Here is a 17,721-nt window from a genome sequence, read left to right on the forward strand (position 1 = left end):
ACCCGTCATTCCGGGGCCGCGTAGCGGAACCCGGAACCCACGACTGGCCACAGCGTGTCGGGTGGATCCCGGCTTCGCCTGCGGCGCCCCGGGATGACGGAAAGGCTGTGATTTGAAGGCGGGCGCTCCGCTAGCCCCACGGCCCTGGTGCCGCCGCGCAATCGGCGGCGAGGGTGTCGCAGAACAGGTCGAGCGACGGCTGCCACGGCTCCAGGACCGCGGCGCGCTCCACAGGCCCCTCGGCCCAGGCGGCGTGCTGCCGGGCGAGTTCGGCGCAGACTTCGATGGTGGAGTTCGAGGTGACGATCGGGAATTCCCGGTGCGCCTCGATGCCGGAGGCCACCACCGGCAGGCCCATGGCTAGCGCTTGGCCGATGCCGAGGTTGTAGCCCTCCCATCGCGAAAAATTCGCGTAGGCGTCGGCGGCCGCATAGAGCTCGGCCATCTCCGCGTCCGAGACGTTCGAGAACACGCGCAGGCCCTCCGTCTGCATCAGCGCGACGTCGGCCGGATCGCCACGTCCGGCGAGTGCGAAGATGCAGGAGGTCTTCAGCGCCGGATGGAGCAGGCCGAATTCCTGCGCGATCTCGACGTAGCGGTCGATGCCCTTGTAGTGGCGCTCGCTCGCCTGGAAGCGGCAGACGTTGAGCACCAGGAATTTGCCGTCGAGTCCGTAGCGCTCCCGAAGAGCATCTCGGCGCCCGGCCCAGTCGGCGTTCCAGGTGGCGAGCTGCGTGCTGCCGATCCGGGCGACGATGGCGTCGTGCCGGAACTGCTCGCCGTAGATCGTCCGGGAGATCGTGAAGACGCGCTGCGCGAAGGCCGCCGAGAGCCGCTTTTCGCGGTTGACCGCCTCGCGGCCGACGCGATCGGGAAACAGGTCCGGGTTCGGCTCGCCGTAATCCATGGCGTAACTGAGCGGGTAGGGTCCGAGCAGGCGTGCGACGCTGAAGAACGGCTGCGTATGCGCCACGACGCAATCGACGCCCTCGCTCACCGCGAAGTTCGCCGCCGCCCGCGCATCGGCCAGCGCGATGCGGCGGCAGCCCGGATATTGGGTGTCGCGGTCGGATACGGGGCCGCCGACGATCACCTCGAAGCCGCGCGCGCGCAATGCCGCCGCCTGCTGCGCCAGCACCACCGGCACGCCGAAGCCCTGTCCATGGACGAGGCTTAGCATCAGGACGCGCTTCGCCTCCCGGCTCCTGCGCCAGGGCCGCACGATCCGCGGCGGGAAGGCCGGATCATTGAGCCGAGTCAACGACAGGTTCGGGCTGTAGGCCGGGTCGTCCCGGAAGATCGCCGGGACCTGGGCGATCAGGGTCGCGGCCTCCCGGTAGAGGCGGTTCAGCTTGGCACCCGAGTCGTTGTATCCGCGCGACTTCGACTCGTGGTGGTAGAGCAGCGGCTCGGCGATGTTGAGGTTTCGATAGCCGGCCTCGACCGCCTGCACGCAGAGCTTGGTGTCGTTGAAGTTCACCTCCAAGCTCGGATCGAAGCCGCCGAGGTTGAAGAACAGTGCGCGGCGCATGGCGAGGCAGGCGCCGGTGACGGCGGAGAATTCGCGGGTCACGTCCGCCGTCTCGACCGCATCGTACGGGACGCCGGCATGCCGGTGGATGCCGACGCCGTGGACGCCCAGCACGACTCCGGCATGCTGTACGGTGTCGTCCGGGTAGAGCAGCGTCGCCCCGACTGCGCCGATCTCGGGTCGCCGGGCCTGGGCCACGAGCTTTTTTAGCCAGTCGGCCCGGTTCACCGTGGTGTCGTTGTTGAGAAAGACCAGGATGTCGGCGTTCGAGCGGGCCACGCCCGCGTTGTTGATCGCCGAAAAATTGAACGGGCCGGGCGCCGGCACGATGATGACGCCGCGCGCCGCGATGTCGCGAAAGTATGCCGCCGTCTCTTGCTGTTCCGAGCCGTTGTCGACGACGATGATCTCGCGGCTGTCGGCCGGGTAGTCGGTCTGCGCCAGAATGCTCTCGATGCAGGGGCGCAGCAGTTCGATCCTGTCGCGCGTCGGGATCACGATGCTGACGCTGGCGAGTGTCTCGCCCGGCCCGGCCGCCACAGCTTCCACGGCATCGAAGCGCGGCGTCGGTGCGGCGGTAAGTCGGTGCGAGAGCACGAACGGCACTCGCGTGACCGCGGCGGGATCGAGCCGTCGCAGGAAGGCGCTCGGCAGAGCTGGGCTGGCGTGCGTTTCGGCGAAGGCGGCGACGAGCGCGTCGCGGGTGACGGCGTCGGAGCGAAACGCCACGGCAGGCCCGGCATAGGCGACGCGGCGCAGGTAGTCCGGCGACATTGTGGGCGTAAAGTCCGGCGCTGTCCGGTCCGTGCCGGTCAGGCGATCGTGGTCCGCATAGGCGGCCGTGCCGCCATGCGCCCGCAGCCAGCGCGCGAAGGCATGGACCGCGTGCGGGCGCAGGACCACGTCACCGGCGCAGAGCAGGACGGTCACGCCGTCCGCGAACTCGCCGAGGGCGCGATCGAGCGAGGCGGCGCAACGCACCTGCGGCTGGCTGGAAATGCTGCCTTCGCAAGCACGCCACACCGCGGCGGGGAGGCCGATGGCAGGGACGAGCGTGGCCTGCCGGCTCGCACCGATCTGGTCGCGCAGGGCGTCGAGGATGCGGGGCAGGTCGGCCACGGCCGCAGCGTCGAGCACGCAGAGCACCTGGACCGGCGGGAGCGGATCGCGCTCGGCCTCGTCGCGGATCGCGGCTTCGTCTTCTGGCGTCAGCGCGTCGTGAAGGGCAATCCAGCGCTGGTAGAGCGGGGCGCCGCTGCCGACGTAGCCGCGCGCGCGTCCGTAGAGGACGAAATGCTCGATCGGTGTCGGAAACAATACCCGGTACTCCGGGTAGAGCTCCGCGTAATATTCCGGATCGAAACACGGCCCTGGCGCGCGGTTCTCGACGCGGCCGTAGCGGATGTAGTGGTCGAACGGCTTGGAGGTCGTTCGCGCGACGTCCGGATTCTGAGCGAAGTAGAACTCGGGATCGAACAGTCCGCTCGCCAGGATCACCGGCCGCAGGGCTTCTTCCGTCGAGGGCGTCCAAAGATAGGCGTTGTCCGGCTCCTGGCGGCGCATGGCGTGCAGGAAGGGCGGCTCGCCCGAGGCCGCGACGCCGGGCGCGCGCGTCGCGTATGCGTCGTTGCTGAAGAGTGGGCCGGGATCCTTCCCCTCATGAACCCCGTGCTGGCAGAAATGCGCCAGCGGGCCGGCCGGGTAGGCGCGCACATCGGGATAGCGCCGGAGATACCAGCGCGCGTTGAACAGGCCCGACTTGCGCACCGTCGCGATCAGGGCCGGGTCGAGCTTGCGATGCCAGGTGAGGCGGCGAACGATTCGACGCAGTCGCATGCGATGGGACGATCCGGGTGCCTGGGCTGCGCCGGGACCGTGCCCCGCGCCGACGGGTCCTCGCGGGCTGCGACCCGCCATGGTCCGTCCGGAGGCGAGGGCTTGGTACAACGCGACCGGGGACCGGTCCAGCGACGGGCGCCGCGCTCAGCCGACCTGCCGGATCGCCTCGCCCAGGATCATGGCCGCCGCCACCGCGACGTTGAGCGAGCGCAGGCCCTCACGGATCGGCACCACAACCCGCGCATCGGCCGCCGCGTGGACCGCTTCCGGCACGCCGGCGGATTCGCGGCCGACCAGGATGCAATCGCTGTCGCGGAAGGCGTGTGCCGTATAGGGCACCGCGCCCGCAGTCGTCGCAAGCACCAGCCGGATGCCGGCCTCGCGACGCAACGCCTCGAAGGCAGCCCAGGACCGGTGCCGGGTGATGGCGACATGGTCGAGATAATCGAGCCCCGAGCGGCGCAGATGCCGGTCCGAGACGTCGAACCCCGCCGGTTCGATGATCTCGACGGCCGCGCCGAGGCAGGCCGCCATGCGCAGCATGGTGCCTGTGTTCTGCGGGATGTCGGGTTGGTAGAGGGCGAGGCGGAGCATGAAACCCTTGCCGGCTGATTGTTCGGTTTCACCAGCGCCCGTCTCGGGACGGGTGGCGTGGCAACGAAACCCGATCCTGAGCCCAGCACGATATGTCGCGTAGCGTCATGACGTCAGCGCCGTTCGGATCGAGCCGCTGACGCAGCCGTTTTCGCGCGGGGCCCGGATCGCCCTCGATGCTGCGGGCTGCAGGCCGGCCTTATGGAGCAAGTGCGCCGAGTCGGCTAAGAATATGAGTGTGCTCCGCGCGAGGGGGAGGAAGGCATGCTGAGCAGGCGGATGTTCACTGGCTGCGCGATCTGCGCAGCGATTGGATTCGTGGCGGATGACGGCTCCGCGCAGACGCCAAGCGGGATAAAGCGGACGATCACTGCGCGAACAGACGGTCCGATCGAGGGCTACGAAACGTTGGAAGTGATCGTCGACCTGGAACCGAACTTCGTTCTCGATTGGCACACCCATCCCGGCACCGAGGCGGGCTACACGCTGGAAGGCGACGCAGAACTGCGCATCAAGGGCGAGGAGCCGAAGACGATGAAGCCCGGCTTTTCCTGGCTGACCGCGTCTGAAACCCCGCACATGCTGAAGAACGGATCGCAAGCAACCAAACTGTTCGTCACATTCACGGTGCAGAAGGGAAAACCTCTGGCGACATCGGTTCCAGCACCGACGTAGGCCCCCGTCGCACGCCGGGTCGTCCCCCCTCGGCCCCGTGAGGACATGCTCTGGCCCGAAGGCCAGGTGCACATGCGCCATAGGTCCGCTGCAGGCGTCCGGGAACGGAACGCGCCGCCGGTCGGATTGGCCGGATAGCGTGGGCCGCCGCATGTCGGGTCGCCCGCCCGCGGCATCGCAGCGGACTTGGCTGATCGCCAGGGTGGCTTAAGTCTGGCTCTCCCGCCCCATCCGGTACCCAACGCATGTTTCTCGACTGGATCGAGCGCCGCATCGACCCGTTCGCTCCGTTCGACGACCGGCAGATGCCGCCGAAGACCGTGATGGGGTTCGTCGGCTTCTATCTCAAGCCGATCCGGTTCGCGCTGGCGATCCTGCTCGTGACCGCCATCGTGGCCGGCACCATCGAGGCGTCGCTCTACCTGCTGATGCGCTGGTTCATCGACCTGATGAACGGGGCCGACCGCACCACCGTGCTCGCCGAGAACGGAACCCAGATCGGGTTGGCGCTGGTGCTGTTGCTCTTGGTGCGCCCCGTCTCGATCTGGCTGCACGAGTTGTGCGCGAACCAGCTTCTGGTGCCTCAGACGTCGAGCCAGATTCGCTGGCGCACGCATCTCTACACGCTCGGACACTCGCTCTCGTATTTCCAGTCGGACTTCGCCGGGCGGTTGGCGAACCGCATCGTGCAGGTCGGGCCGGCGGTGCGCGAACTCGCCGTCACCTTCATCGACACGCTGCTCTACGTCGCGATCTATGCCATCACCGCGATCGGCCTGTTCGGCTCGATCTCGTTCTGGCTGGCCCTGCCCGTGATCGTCTGGGTCGTGGCCTATGCGGCGCTGACGACCTGGTTCGTGCCGCGTGCCCGCAAGCGCTCGCACAAGAGCGCCGAGACCCGCTCCACCCTCGTCGGCCGCGTCGTCGACAGCTACACCAACATTCTCACCGTCAAGCTTTTCGCCCGCGACCGCGAGGAGCGCGCGGCGGTGCGCGAGGCGGTCGACGCCAACACGGCGGCCTATCTCCACCAGTTCCGGTTGACCACGCTGACCACCACGCTGCTCGGTGTGCTGAACAGCGTCCTGCTCGTCGCGACGGCATCCGTCTGCTTCATGCTCTGGCGCGACAATGCCATGACCACCGGCGAGGCCGCGGCCGGGCTCGCACTGGTGATGCGGCTCCTCGCGATGTCGGGTTGGGTCATGCAGACCGTGCGCGGCGTGTTCGAGAATGTCGGCGTGATCCAGGAGAGCATGGCCACGGTCTCGCGCCCGCACGCCCTGGTCGATGCGCCGAATGCCGGCACGCTCGAGGTTTCTGGTGGCGACATCCGATTCGAGGGCGTCGACTTCCACTATGGCCGCGGCGATGCCTCGATCATCGAGAACCTGTCGTTCCGGATCAGGCCGGGCGAAAAGGTCGGGCTCGTCGGCGTCAGCGGCGCGGGCAAGACCACGATCACCGCGCTGCTCCTGCGCCTTCACGACGTCGAGGGCGGCCGCATCCTGATCGATGGCCAGGACATCGCCGGGGTCACTCAGGATTCGCTGCGCGGTTCGATTGCGATGGTGACCCAGGACACCTCGCTGCTGCACCGCTCGATCCGCGATAACATCGCTTACGGCAATCCCGAGGCCTCGGAAGCCGAGATCGAGCGGGCCGCACGCCTCGCCCAGGCCGACGGCTTCATCGCCGATCTGGTCGACCACAAGGGCCGGCGCGGCTACGACGCGCAGGTCGGCGAGCGCGGCGTGAAGCTGTCGGGCGGCCAGCGCCAGCGCGTCGCCATCGCCCGCGTCATCCTGAAGGATGCGCCGATCCTGATCCTCGACGAGGCGACCTCGGCGCTCGATTCGCAGGTCGAGGCGGCGATCCAGGACAGCCTCGACACCCTGATGCAGGGCAAGACCGTGCTCGCCATCGCTCACCGACTCTCGACCATCGCGGCGCTGGACCGGCTGATCGTCGTCGACAAGGGCGCGATCGTCGAAGAGGGCTCGCATGCCGAACTGATCCGCTCGGGTGGTCTCTACGCGCGGCTCTGGCAGCGCCAATCCGGCGGGTTCTTGGGGGATGGCGCCGCGAGCGCCAACGATGCCCGCAGTCTCGACGCGACGGCGGCGGAGTGAGCGCGGGTTCGCCGAGCGTGAGAATCATGCGGTAAGGAGTGCCGAACGACGCCCGAGCGGCCCGATGGACACCGAACGACTGACCGAAGACCTTTGCGCCTGGATCATCCGGCGTGCCACCGTCAGCGACGATGGCGACTCGCTGCTCGACGGCGTCTGCCGGCGGCTCTGCGATGCGGGGCTGCCGCTATGGCGCTTCAGCGTGTCGAGCGCGACCCTCGACCCGGCTCACCGCAGCATCGCCCTTCACTGGTTCGCGCAGGAGGGCCTCACTCCGGTCTTCATCCCGCACGACCGGAGCGACATCGAGTGGCGGCAGAGCCCGATCTTCGCCCTCATCGAGAGCGGCGAGCCGTCGACCCGTTACCGCCTCGATACCCTGCGCAACGACACGCGCTTCCCGCTCCTGCAGGCTCTCAGGGATCTGGGCGGCACCGACTACCTGCTGCACGTGGTGACCTACGCGCCGGGCACGGCCTTGCGCGGCGTCGCCATCTCCTTCGCCACCCGGGACCCCGACGGTTTCGACGAGGCTGCGGTGGCCGTGTTCGCGGCGATCGTGCCGACGCTCGGCCTCGCCGTAGCCCGCCTGCTGCTCGCGCACACGCTGCGCGACGTGCTCGGCACCTATGTCGGCCCTGCAGCGGCGGGCCAGGTCCTCGACGGAAACATCCGGCGCGGACAGGGCCGCACCATACCGGCGGCGATCCTGCTGACCGATCTGCGCGGCTTCACGACCCTGTCCGACCGCGCCGACCCCCTCGAGGTGGTCGGATGGCTCAACGAGCATTTCGACGCGCTGGGCGATCCCGTCTCCAACAACGGCGGTGAGATCCTGAAATTCCTCGGCGACGGTTTTCTCGCGGCCTTCCCCGTGCCCGACGCCAACGATCTGCCCTGTAGCGTCTGCGCCCAGGCGCTCACGGCCGCGACAGAGGCTATCGCGGCCAACGTCGCCTTGAACGCGCGGCGGCGGACCGCCGGTCTGCCGGAACTCGCGGCCGATCTCGTTCTGCATTTCGGCGAGGTGGTCTACGGCAATGTCGGCACCGGCCGGCGTCTCGATTTTACGTTGATCGGGCGGGCGGTGAACGAGGCGAGCCGGATCGAGGGCCACTGTCAGAGTTTCGGCCGCGCCTTGCTGATCTCGGATTCCTTCGCGACGCGTTGCGGGCGGCACTTCGAAGAGGTCGGCACGGTGCAACTGCGCGGGCTCGCGAGCCCGCAGCGGCTGTGGACTTTGCCGGGGTTAGGGGATGAGGTGCAGACCGGAGCTGTGCCCGGATAGGCCTTTCGGTCCGAACAGATGCCCCTTGCCGGATGGGTGAGGCGTCAGCGGAACCATATCCGGGATCCGGCACGGCAATGGCGCGAAGCGTCGATACAAATTCGCCGTTCGTACCGAACCGCTACGCGGCCCGCCTCACGCCGGGTCCCGGACGCCTCTCGCTCCCCTGAAGGCATCCGGGGAAGGGCTGGGCCAGCGACGATCAGTACTCGATCACGTCTTCCAGCGCGTAGTGCTTCACCGTCTTGCGGTTGGCGATCAGCTCGTCGATCGTGGGCTCGCCCTTCATGGCGCGGCCGATGGCGAGCTTCGTCGCCTCGTAGTTGGTGCGGTAAAGGTCCTTGCGATCGACGTTCGGGTCGCTGCCGCAGCGCTCGTCGAGCCAGATCATGATGATCATGCAGAGTTCGTCGAGGCCGTCCTTCGGCAGGATGCCCTCGATCACGCAATCGACGATGGCGTCCCCCGTGGCGGCCTGGACCACGCCGCCGAGCAGCTCGGCATACTCGGCCGTATGGATCGTGACCTTGGTGGTCATCATCGTGGAGGGGCGCACCAGCTGATTGAGGTCGCGCACCACGAACATGCGGGTATGGCCCTGGACCTGCCCCATCATGCCGGCGAAGGCCTGACCCACCGGACCGCGGGTCGAGCCGATCAGCACCTCCGGCATCGCATCGGTGAACTGCCCCTCGGCGGCGAGGACCGTCGCTTCGCCCGTGCGGAACCAGATCTCGGCCATTGTCGTCGCGTCCTGCGTGAAGAAGGGTTGCGCCGGGGAGCGGCGCGAGCCGGGCGCAGACACCATCCCGCACACCGCCCGTCAATTCCCCTCCGCGCATCGCCCTCTGGTCTCCGGCGCACCGATCGGTCATGCAAGGGGCGGGCGGAGGACGTGACGATGAGCGGGCCGGGCGGCGGCAGATCTTCGACCGGCGAGCGGGGCTGGAGCCTGTCGGCTCGAGCCGAGGGCGACGGCGTGCGGCTCGAACTCGGCCTGCCCGATGTCGGCGGTCAGCCGGTGACCGCCGTGCTCAGCCTCGATCGGACGGAAGCGAGGGCCTTCGCTCGGGCGCTGCTGGCGGCGGCGGGGGACGCGACGGAGCGGACTTTCACATCTGCGACGGACGACGTTTAAGCGGCGTTCGCCCGCTCACATCGTCCCGACGCGGCCGCGGCCCGGCAGGCGCGGGGTCTTGGTGCCGCGCTTTTCGATCGGCACCTCGCAGCTATAGGCGAACTCGGTCTGGAGATCGGCAAAGACCGTTTCCCCAGTGATCCGGCAATCCTCGCGTACGGTCTCGTCGAGGAAGGCGCGGGCGGCAGTCCGGAAGCGCTCGGCGCGGGAGGCCGCCGGATCGCGCCCCTCGCTGCGCTCGCCGATGCCGCAGCCCGCGACCTCGCGCAGTGAATTCGAGACGACGAGCAGACGCCGGCGCTGGCGGTTGTCGTAGACTTCGTAGGGCTCGTTGCAGCCGATCGTCACCACCTGCGCGGGCAGGGAGACGTAGGTCTTCGAGATATATTCGAAGCCGGTGCAGCCGGAGAGGGCGAAGCCGAGGCCGAGCAGGATCGCGAACCGCTGCATGTCGTCGCCTCCCACACCCATTCCCGAATGACGGCGCATTGAAACAGCTACGCTTGTGCGGTCAAGCCCGGGGCGGGCCGGCGGCTGCGTGATTCGCCGGACGCTGTCTTTGAGGTGACTCCCGAACGGCGGTCGAATCCTGTAGCTCTGCCGGCACACTCGACAGATACCATCGGCCAATCCGCGTTTGTACCTCCTCACCGACATCGCGCTCTCGAACTGGTACCTGATCCGCCGCCAGCAGATCCGGATCCGGGGCGCCGCTGCGCTCGTCGGGCCGACGGGCGCGGGCAAGTCGACGATCTTCGACGCCGTCGGCACGGTGCTCGCCGGCAACAACGCCAGCCGCCTCGCGCTGAACGCCTCCGCCTCGGGCCGCTCCTCGCGCACGGTCCGCGACTATTGCCTCGGCTGGATCAGCGACCCGGCCGAGGGCGGCCGGCCGACCCGGGAATCCTGCGAGACGGTCATCGCGCTCACCTTCGAGAGCGCGGCGAGCGGGCGCATCGTCTCGGTCGGGCTGGCGCTCGCCGCTCGCTCCGACGAGCAGCGCGAGGAGACGATCTCGCGGTTCATCGCCGTCGGCCACCGTTTCGAGATCGCCGACTACGTCCGCGAGACCGACCGCGGCAGCTTCGTCGCGCCGTGGAGCGAGATCGCCGCCGACCTCAACCGCCGGGCCGAGCGCTTCGAGCAGTTCCGCTCGTCGGGCGAGCGCTTCACCGCCGAGGTGCTGGCCCTGATGCGCGAGGGCGCGGCGGCGCCCGAGCCGCGGCACTTCCTGCGCACCTTCTCCAATGCAGTCGCGTTCAAGCCGATCTTCGACCCGAGCGCCTTCGTGAAGAGCTTCGTGCTGGAGCCGGCGCCGCTGGACGTCGCCCGCATCCGGCAATCGGTGGAGAACTGGCGCCGGCTCTGCGAGACCATCGAGGAACTGGAGACCCGCCTCTCGCACCTGCGCCGCATCGTCGGGCGCTACGAGACCTGGGCCGAGGCGAGTCTCGCAGGGGCCTTCGACGAGATGCGGGCCGCGAGCGCGGATCTCCGCCGCCGCATCGTCGACTGGACCGGCGCGCGCCAGCGGCTCGCCGAAACGGGGGACGCGCTGCGCATCGCCCGTGAGAGCGTCGCCACCAGCCATGGTTTCGTGCGCGAGATCGACTCCGAGATCGCCCAGCGCAAGGCCCTCGTCATCGGCAGCGCGGCCGAGGGGCGGCTCGCCGCCTCGAATGCCGGCCTCGCCATGCTCGCCCGCGACCGGCGCGACCTCGCCGCCCGCGTCGCCGAACTCGTCGGGCTGGTGCAGGAGGCCGGACGGCTGGCCACCGTCTCCGCCACGATACGCGCGAGCGCGCCGGAGGCCGCCCGCCTCATCGATTCCTGCTCTCGCTCGGGGTTGCGCCGCGATGCCCCGCCGGAAGAGACCCTGCGCGCCGACGGCGTGCTCGGGCGCCTCCTCGCCGGGCTTGCCGACCTGCCCGACATCGCGGCCGGTCTCGACGAGGCCGCGGAGGACCTCGCCATCCGTGCGCGCACGCAGGAGAAGGAGGCGCAGGCGCTCGCCGCCGCCTTCTCCTCGGGCCACGGCAGCGCCGGCCGACTCTCGCCCCACACGCTGGCGTTTCGCGACGAGCTCGCCCGGATCGGCATCGACGCGACGCCGATCTGCGAACTCGCCGAGATCACCGACCCGGCCTGGGGGCCGGCGCTCGAAGGCCTGCTCGGCAGCGCCCGCGAGGCGCTGGTGGTGGATCCCGACCGGCTCGGCAAGGCGTTCGGCCTGCTCGAGGCGCAGAAGGCCCGGTTCTATCGCTGCCTCCTCGTCAAGACGACCGACACCGCCCGCCGCACGGCCCGGCGCTTCGACGATGGTCCGCTCGGACTGATCGAAACCGACAGCGACCACGCCGAGGCGTTCCTGGCCGCCCGTCTCGGCGGTTACGACCTCGCCCCGAACGATGCCGCACTCGCGCACATGAGTCGCGCCGTCGCGCCGAGCGGCCGCTCGACATCGGGCATGGCCTACTCGGTGGTGCGCCCGGTACAGCTGATGATGACCCGCGGCCAGCGCGGCCCGACGGCGGAGGGCCGCCGCAACCTCGAAACCGCCGTCGAGGACGCGCGGCGTCTGCGCGGCGAGGCGACCGTGATGCGCGAGGCCGCCCGCACGGCGGCATCGCTCCGCACCCGCCTCGCGAGTGCCAATCTCGACGTCGCCGCCCTGCGCGATGAGATCGACACGATCGAGGGTCGCCGCCGAAGCCTGACCACGGAGCACGAACAGCTCAAGCAAGCCGATACCGGTGCGCTGGAGGCCGAGATCCGCGCGCTGACCAAGGAGCGCTCGGCCTATCTCACCGAACTGGTCCAGGTGCTGGAGCCCAAGCGCGACGGGATTCTGGCCGAGGAGGCGGGGCTGAAGGCGAAGCTCGGTTCGGCGCGGGATGCGGCCCGCGCCGCGCTCGGCGCAAGGCGCACGGCCTACGCCCGCTGGGCCGGCGGCGACTCGTTGCGAATTCGGATGGCGCGTTCCGAGGCCCTGGATCCGGCGCTGCTGCGTGAGCTTCGGGGGGACTTGGCGGGGCTCGACTCGAAGGAACTGGCCGCTGTCGCGAGCGCTGCCCGCACTTCCGCCCGCAGCGAGACCGAGACGGCTCGCACCGAGGGACGTGCCGCCGAGCGCGACCTTGCCGAGTATTGCGTGCAGCGCCGGATCGACAATCCACTCGGCCGCGACGAGGCGACCGCCGCTTTCGGCTACGCCTGGGCCCGACGCGAATTCGAGTCGGTCGAAGGCCACGAGCTGCGCCGCTATCGCGACCAGGCCGAGCGGGCGAACCGCGAGATGCGCCGCCTGATGACCGAAGACCTCCTGACCCGTCTCGCCGACCGCTTCGAGCGGGTGAAGACTCGTCTCGACGCCCTCAACGAGCGCCTGTCCTCCCAAAAGTTCACCGGCCAGACCTACGCCTTCGAGGCGGTGGTGGATCGCCGCTACGCCGCCGTCCATGCGCTCGCCACCGAAGTCGCCCGCTCGCCCGACGCCGCGCAGGCGGTGCTGCCAGAGGTCGAGGACGGCCCGTTGTCAGTCGCGATGGAGGAGATCACGGCGCTGATCGCTGGCGAGGAGAGCGCCGCGCGGCTCGCCGATTACCGCAATTACTTCGTCTACGAGATCGGCATGCGGGACGGGTTCGGCAACCGCACCACCCTCTCGAACCGCGCCACCCGCGGCTCCGGCGGCGAGGCGCAGGCCCCGTTCTACGTCGCCATCGCCGCCTCGCTCGCCTCCGCCTACTACCCGGGAGATCGCCCCGGCGAGGAGCATCCCGGCCTTGGCCTGTGCCTCCTCGACGAGGCTTTTTCCAAGCTCGACGTGCGCAACAGCCAGGCGCTGGTCGATCTCTTTCACGCCTGGGGGCTGCAGCTTCTGATCGCCGCCCCCGAGGACAAGCGCACCACGCTCACCGAGGTGATGGACACCATCGTCACGGTCTACAAGAGCCCCGACCTCGCCTCCGTCCGCATCGAGTCCGAGCACCCGCTGGAGGCGGCGAAGCGCGCGCTCGCGGCGATCAATCCCGAGCGGCAGGGGATCGAGGCGTTTCGGGTGGCGAATGCCGCCGAATAGTTTCTGCCGTCAGGCAGGGCGATCGAGCCCGTCGAACTGCGCCAAGAACCCCGCCTCGTCCTCCAGCGTTCGCAGGTCGAGCCGGAGCGCGCCGTCGCTGATCCGGCCGATCACCGGTGTCGGCAATCCGCGAAATTTTTCGGACAGCCGCTTCAGCCAAGCGCCTTCACCACGCCCCTCCTCGGGCGGCCGGAAGGCGAGGCAGGCGCTGGGCAGCGTCTCCACCGGGAGTGCGCCGGAGCCGATCTGACTCGCGCAGGGCTCGGCGGTGACCCGCGCCCGCTCACCCATCCGCGCCGCGACCTTCGGCAGCAGCCGCTGCGCCTGCGCCTCGATCTCCGCTGCCTTGCGGGTGAGAAGCCGCAAAGCCGGGAGGCGCTCGTGCAGGCGTTCTGGGTGCAGGTAGAGCCGCAGCACCGCTTCGAGCGCCGCATAGGTCATCTTGTCGACGCGCAGCGCCCGCTTCAGCGGGTTCCTGCGGATGCCGGCGAGGACCTCCCGCCGCCCCGCGACGATGCCGCATTGAACCGCGCCGAGCAGCTTGTCACCGGAGAAGGTGACGAGATCGGCGTTTGCCACCGCCTCGCGCACCGTCGGCTCGGGCGGCAGGCCGTAGGCGGAAAAATCGATCAGGTTGCCGCTGCCGAGATCCACCGCGAACGGGACGCGCCGCTCCGCGCAAAGCCGGCCCAAAGCCGCCTCCTCGACCTCGGCCGTGAAGCCGCGGATCTCGTAGTTGCTCTGGTGGACCTTCATGACGAGGCCGGTCTCGGGGCCGATCGCTTCGGCATAGTCGCGCAGATGCGTGCGGTTGGTGGTGCCGACCTCGCGTAGGCGGCTGCCGGCACGCATCATCACATCCGGCACGCGGAACGTGCCGCCGATCTCGACGAGTTCGCCACGCGAGACGATGGTCTCTCGGCCCATGGCGAGGGCATTCAACACCAGGAGCACGGCCGCTGCGTTGTTGTTGACGACGAGCGCGGCCTCCGCGCCGGTGAGGCGGCAGATCAGCCCCTCGACATGGTCGTCGCGCTCGCCCCGCTCGCCGCGGGCGAGATCGTATTCGAGATTCGAGGCCTGCAGCATCACCCGCGAGACCGCCTCGGCGGCCTCCGGCGGCAGCGGCGCCCGGCCGAGATTGGTGTGCAGCACCGTGCCGGTGAGGTTGAAGACCGGACGCAGCGACGGCCGGTTCTCGTCGACGAGCCGGTTTTCGACGCGGGCGAGAATAGCCGGCGTGTCGGCCAGGGCCTCGCCGCCGGACCGTGCATCCGCCAGAACCGCCCGGACGGCGTGCAGCACGGCGCTTCGCCCGTAGGCCGCGAGGCTGGGGACGGCCTCGGTCGCGGCAAGCAGGCTCTCGACGGAGGGCGGCCTGGCAGGGGTTGCCGAGGCCGGCGGCGGGGCGTTGGCGTTCATGCCGCGAGCATAGCAGAATGAAACGATGCGGTGATCGATGGCCGGCTGCGCTTCCGCGTCGCCGCGCCATCATCTAGATCTGTCGGATGAACGACGATCCTTTGCGTGAATCGCGCCCGCAACTGATCCTCATGGCGCTCGCCGTGGCGGCCGTGCTGATCTTCGGCGCGGTGACGCTGATCGCGCAGATGGGCTGAGCTCGATCAGTCCGCGATCGTCTTCAGGTGCTGATCGAAGCTTTCGAGAGCTTTGGCCTGTTCCGGATCGGGGTTCGGGCCGCTGACATAGGCGAGCGTCACGCGGGCGATACGCAAAGCCGTCGCGAGGTCGCGGCCTTCGAGGCGGGCCTGCTCGATCACGGCGGCAACGTCCGCCATGATCTGCGCATTGGCTGCATAGCCCTTCATGGCGTCGCGCGCCTCGGCACCGGCTGTCGTCTCCGCCGCGCCCATCGCGGCTCCGCTTTCCGTATCACCCCGGGTCGAGCGCTGGAAAGGCGCATCTGGTTTCGTGGGGGGACCGAGGACTTGGACGCACTCATGGATGGGAGCGCCCGGCTTAGCCGGTTAATCCCGAACATTCTTCTTCGAAACGCTGCAGGGTGTGAAATTGCACCTCTTGCACAAGTTGCATGGATTAAACCTGAAGTATTATTGGGTGACAAATCGCACGTGTACTTGGCGTATATTCAGCTATCTTGAATTTGTAGCCACAGGCCATCGGGTCTAGTGGCGAGTGATTTCAGAAGAGAGAGCTGATCCATGAAGCGCATCGCTGCCCTCGCCATCCTGACTGGCGCCCTCGTCCTCCCCATGGCCGCTCAGGCCGAAAACTCCGGCGGAAGCCGCGAGGTCGCTGGTGGCGCCCACATGAGCTCCTACGTCACCGACCCGTACCACGACCCGCGTTCGGCCCACTCGCAGCGCAACAGCACCGGCCAGATCCTCGGCGCACCGATGCTTTCCGAGAATGCCGGTGCCCACAATGTCCGCAGCCGTCTGGCGGACCCGCAGTGGACGACGGGTTCGACCGGTCGCCGCGCCCGCTGATCCGCGGCCACATACAAGAGCGGCCCGCATGGCAGACGCCGTGCGGGCTTATTCGTGTCCGGGGTCCAGGAATTCAAGCTGGAACCGGGACCTCGTGCGTGATCGCATAAAGGCTCGGAGCGCTTTCCGTGACGGCGTCGTTCGCGGCGGCGCGGATGGTCCGGAGCCCGGGCGGTAGTCGTCCGGCGAGGAGTTTCACGACGTCGTCGGACGCGGCGAGGGCGAGATCCTCGGACTTGGCCTGCGCCTCGAGGCGGGCCAGCATGTTCATGGCCGGCCCGAGCACGGTGAACTCCGCCCGCAGGCCGTCGTCGAAGACGCCCGCGAGCACGTGGCCGGCATGGAGCGCGATGGTGATCGCGAGCGGCGGCAGGTTCCCCATCCGACGCTTCTGGTTGAGGGCGTCGAGACGCACACGGATCGTCAAGGCGGCGTCGAGCGCAGCCCGCGCCTGACGCTCCGGCGATCCCACCAGGAAATGGGCCAGCACCCCGTCGCCGATATATTTGTCGACGATGCCGTCATGTTGCGTGACGCTGGCATGAGCCAGGGCGCGTATGTCGAGCAACGCCTGCACGACCTGTTGGCGCGGCTGCTCGCGCGTGAGTGCCGAGAAGCCGCGGATGTCCAACGCGAACAGGCAGGCATGCCGCTCCCTGACGGTGCCGAGGCCGCCCTCGCGGGCGAGTTCCACCGCGACGCTGCCGGGGACGAAGCGGGCGAGCATGGTGCGCTCGTGTTCGAGGCGTAGCGCCATCGTCACCGCGCCGCGCAGGCGGCGGACGCCGTCGACCACCACGAAGCTCGCGGCGATGAATGTCAGCAAGGCCGGCGCCTCGTCCGACAGGCTGACATGCGGGCCGAGGAGCGCTTCCTGTCGGATGGCGAGGAGGATGGTACCGCTCCAGGCCAGCGTCACGGCGGCGGCGAAGGCCACCGTGTGGGAGACCCGCATCGTCAGCCCGGTCTGCAGCAGCAGCAGGAAGGCCGGCAACTTGCTCACCGCGCCGGCCGCATCGTCGAAGCCGGCCGCAGCGCCGACGAGGAGATGCTCGATCTCGACATAGATCGCGACGCCCGCGTTCAGCGCCGTCGAGGCCCAGGCCAGCCCCTCGGCCCTGCGGCTCGCGAAGCCCGAGCCGGTGCGCTCCTTGCCGTTGCGGTCCCAGCGCTCGGCGAGCCCGAGCCCGAGGGAGCAGAGCGCGTAGGCGACGAGCACGATCCAGTGGCTGATCGGATGGATCGAGCCGTCGTAGTTCTGCGCGGTGGCGAGCAGCACCACGACGATGAGCGCGTGCATGGCGAGCAGGCGCCGGCCAGAGGCCGCCTGCAGCAGCCGGAGCGCGCTCGCCGCCTCGCCATGGCCGTTCGTCTCGAGCCTCCGAGAACCGTCGTGGTCCTGATCCATCGAAATTCCGTGTTCTCCCTGAGGCATGATGCGGGGAGGTGGATCCGGTTTCCCGGCACCGTCGTGCAGCACCCATACCCACGAGCGCGCTGAACTGGCTGCATGCTCAAGGGGCAGACGTCCTCACACGCCATACCCATCCATGCCGTGCTTGACGCACGCACAGCCTGCATTGCAAGCCGGCCCGCAAGGACATCGCCTCCGTGCCGCGGCTGGTCGCTTGTCCGCAACGGCGACTTCCGGCGACGCGGATCGTCGTCGCTGCCTGGCTCGCCTACCGCCCGCTTACCCGCCCAGCCGGCTGATGGCAGTGGGCCTCTTCGGTCTCGCTACGATCGTGTTCGGTCTCAGGCGTCCCGCTGGCCTCACCCTCGATCAGCGCGGCCTGAAGGTGAAGCGTGTCGAGCCGCGTCTGCTGCTCCTCCAGCAGGCGCAGGCCAGCGCATGACGTCGCTGGCCGAGCCGTAGCGTCCGCCATCGACCTGCCGGTCGATGAACCGAGCGAAATGATCACCGGGCCAGATCGACGTATTGCGCGCCATGAGGGCGTCTCCTCGGCGCATA

Annotated in this window: 13 protein-coding genes and 1 pseudogene; 6 read left to right on the forward strand and 8 right to left on the reverse strand. The window is 69.0% G+C overall.

Features of this window, described 5'->3' with window-relative positions; translation table 11 throughout:
• Window positions 1–130: 130 nt before the first annotated feature.
• Window positions 131–3,367 (reverse strand): glycosyltransferase, encoded by a 3,237-nt coding sequence (locus MHA02_RS15710; protein WP_170249301.1) that lies wholly within the window; start codon window positions 3,365–3,367, stop codon window positions 131–133.
• 147 nt (window positions 3,368–3,514) lie between these two features.
• On the reverse strand, window positions 3,515–3,964 hold the full coding sequence (locus MHA02_RS15715; RefSeq protein WP_147080325.1) for a tRNA (cytidine(34)-2'-O)-methyltransferase: 450 nt from the start codon (window positions 3,962–3,964) through the stop codon (window positions 3,515–3,517).
• A gap of 264 nt (window positions 3,965–4,228) precedes the next feature.
• Between MHA02_RS15715 and MHA02_RS15720 the strand changes: the two genes are divergently transcribed.
• The 3 genes from MHA02_RS15720 to MHA02_RS15730 all read left to right on the forward strand — a co-directional run bounded on the left by MHA02_RS15720 (window position 4,229) and on the right by MHA02_RS15730 (window position 8,059).
• The gene (locus MHA02_RS15720; RefSeq protein WP_147080327.1) at window positions 4,229–4,639 is read left to right on the forward strand and encodes a cupin domain-containing protein; all 411 of its coding nucleotides are present in this window, start codon (window positions 4,229–4,231) and stop codon (window positions 4,637–4,639) included.
• A 245-nt stretch (window positions 4,640–4,884) separates the two neighbouring features.
• Window positions 4,885–6,771 carry an ABC transporter ATP-binding protein gene (locus tag MHA02_RS15725; protein ID WP_147080329.1) on the forward strand — a complete coding sequence of 629 codons (1,887 nt, stop codon included), beginning with the start codon at window positions 4,885–4,887 and terminating at the stop codon, window positions 6,769–6,771.
• A 64-nt stretch (window positions 6,772–6,835) separates the two neighbouring features.
• A complete protein-coding gene (locus tag MHA02_RS15730) occupies window positions 6,836–8,059 on the forward strand; it encodes an adenylate/guanylate cyclase domain-containing protein (RefSeq protein ID WP_147080331.1) in 1,224 nt (407 codons plus the stop codon).
• A 202-nt stretch (window positions 8,060–8,261) separates the two neighbouring features.
• Here the strand turns inward: MHA02_RS15730 and fae are convergent, their stop codons facing one another.
• Window positions 8,262–8,801, reverse strand: a complete 540-nt coding sequence (fae, locus tag MHA02_RS15735) for a formaldehyde-activating enzyme (RefSeq protein WP_147080497.1) — start codon at window positions 8,799–8,801, stop codon at window positions 8,262–8,264.
• 159 nt (window positions 8,802–8,960) lie between these two features.
• Here fae and MHA02_RS15740 point away from each other — a divergent pair, with 159 nt between their 5' ends.
• A complete protein-coding gene (locus MHA02_RS15740; protein WP_147080333.1) occupies window positions 8,961–9,197 on the forward strand; it encodes a hypothetical protein in 237 nt (78 codons plus the stop codon).
• Window positions 9,198–9,212: 15 nt separating this feature from the next.
• On the opposite strand, the gene MHA02_RS15745 is transcribed toward MHA02_RS15740, so the two are convergent.
• Window positions 9,213–9,647: a hypothetical protein gene (locus MHA02_RS15745; RefSeq protein ID WP_147080335.1), complete on the reverse strand. Its 435-nt coding sequence runs from the start codon at window positions 9,645–9,647 to the stop codon at window positions 9,213–9,215.
• A 187-nt stretch (window positions 9,648–9,834) separates the two neighbouring features.
• On the opposite strand from MHA02_RS15745, the gene MHA02_RS15750 reads away from it, so the two are divergent.
• Entirely contained in the window at window positions 9,835–13,278 is a 3,444-nt protein-coding gene (locus tag MHA02_RS15750; protein ID WP_147080337.1) for an SbcC/MukB-like Walker B domain-containing protein, read from the forward strand.
• A gap of 9 nt (window positions 13,279–13,287) precedes the next feature.
• On the opposite strand, the gene selA is transcribed toward MHA02_RS15750, so the two are convergent.
• Window positions 13,288–14,700 carry an L-seryl-tRNA(Sec) selenium transferase gene (gene selA, locus MHA02_RS15755; RefSeq protein ID WP_147080338.1) on the reverse strand — a complete coding sequence of 471 codons (1,413 nt, stop codon included), beginning with the start codon at window positions 14,698–14,700 and terminating at the stop codon, window positions 13,288–13,290.
• Between the two features lie 203 nt (window positions 14,701–14,903).
• The gene (locus MHA02_RS15760) at window positions 14,904–15,152 is read right to left on the reverse strand and encodes a hypothetical protein (RefSeq protein ID WP_238180215.1); all 249 of its coding nucleotides are present in this window, start codon (window positions 15,150–15,152) and stop codon (window positions 14,904–14,906) included.
• A 309-nt stretch (window positions 15,153–15,461) separates the two neighbouring features.
• Between MHA02_RS15760 and MHA02_RS15765 the strand changes: the two genes are divergently transcribed.
• Window positions 15,462–15,749: a hypothetical protein gene (locus MHA02_RS15765; RefSeq protein WP_147080340.1), complete on the forward strand. Its 288-nt coding sequence runs from the start codon at window positions 15,462–15,464 to the stop codon at window positions 15,747–15,749.
• Window positions 15,750–15,822: 73 nt separating this feature from the next.
• Here the strand turns inward: MHA02_RS15765 and MHA02_RS15770 are convergent, their stop codons facing one another.
• Entirely contained in the window at window positions 15,823–17,157 is a 1,335-nt protein-coding gene (locus tag MHA02_RS15770) for an adenylate/guanylate cyclase domain-containing protein (protein WP_238180216.1), read from the reverse strand.
• A gap of 274 nt (window positions 17,158–17,431) precedes the next feature.
• Window positions 17,432–17,699 (reverse strand): annotated as a pseudogene (locus MHA02_RS15775) (type II toxin-antitoxin system ParD family antitoxin).
• Window positions 17,700–17,721: the final 22 nt, after the last annotated feature.

The sequence above is a fragment of the Methylobacterium haplocladii genome, assembly GCF_007992175.1.
Classification (GTDB): domain Bacteria; phylum Pseudomonadota; class Alphaproteobacteria; order Rhizobiales; family Beijerinckiaceae; genus Methylobacterium; species Methylobacterium haplocladii.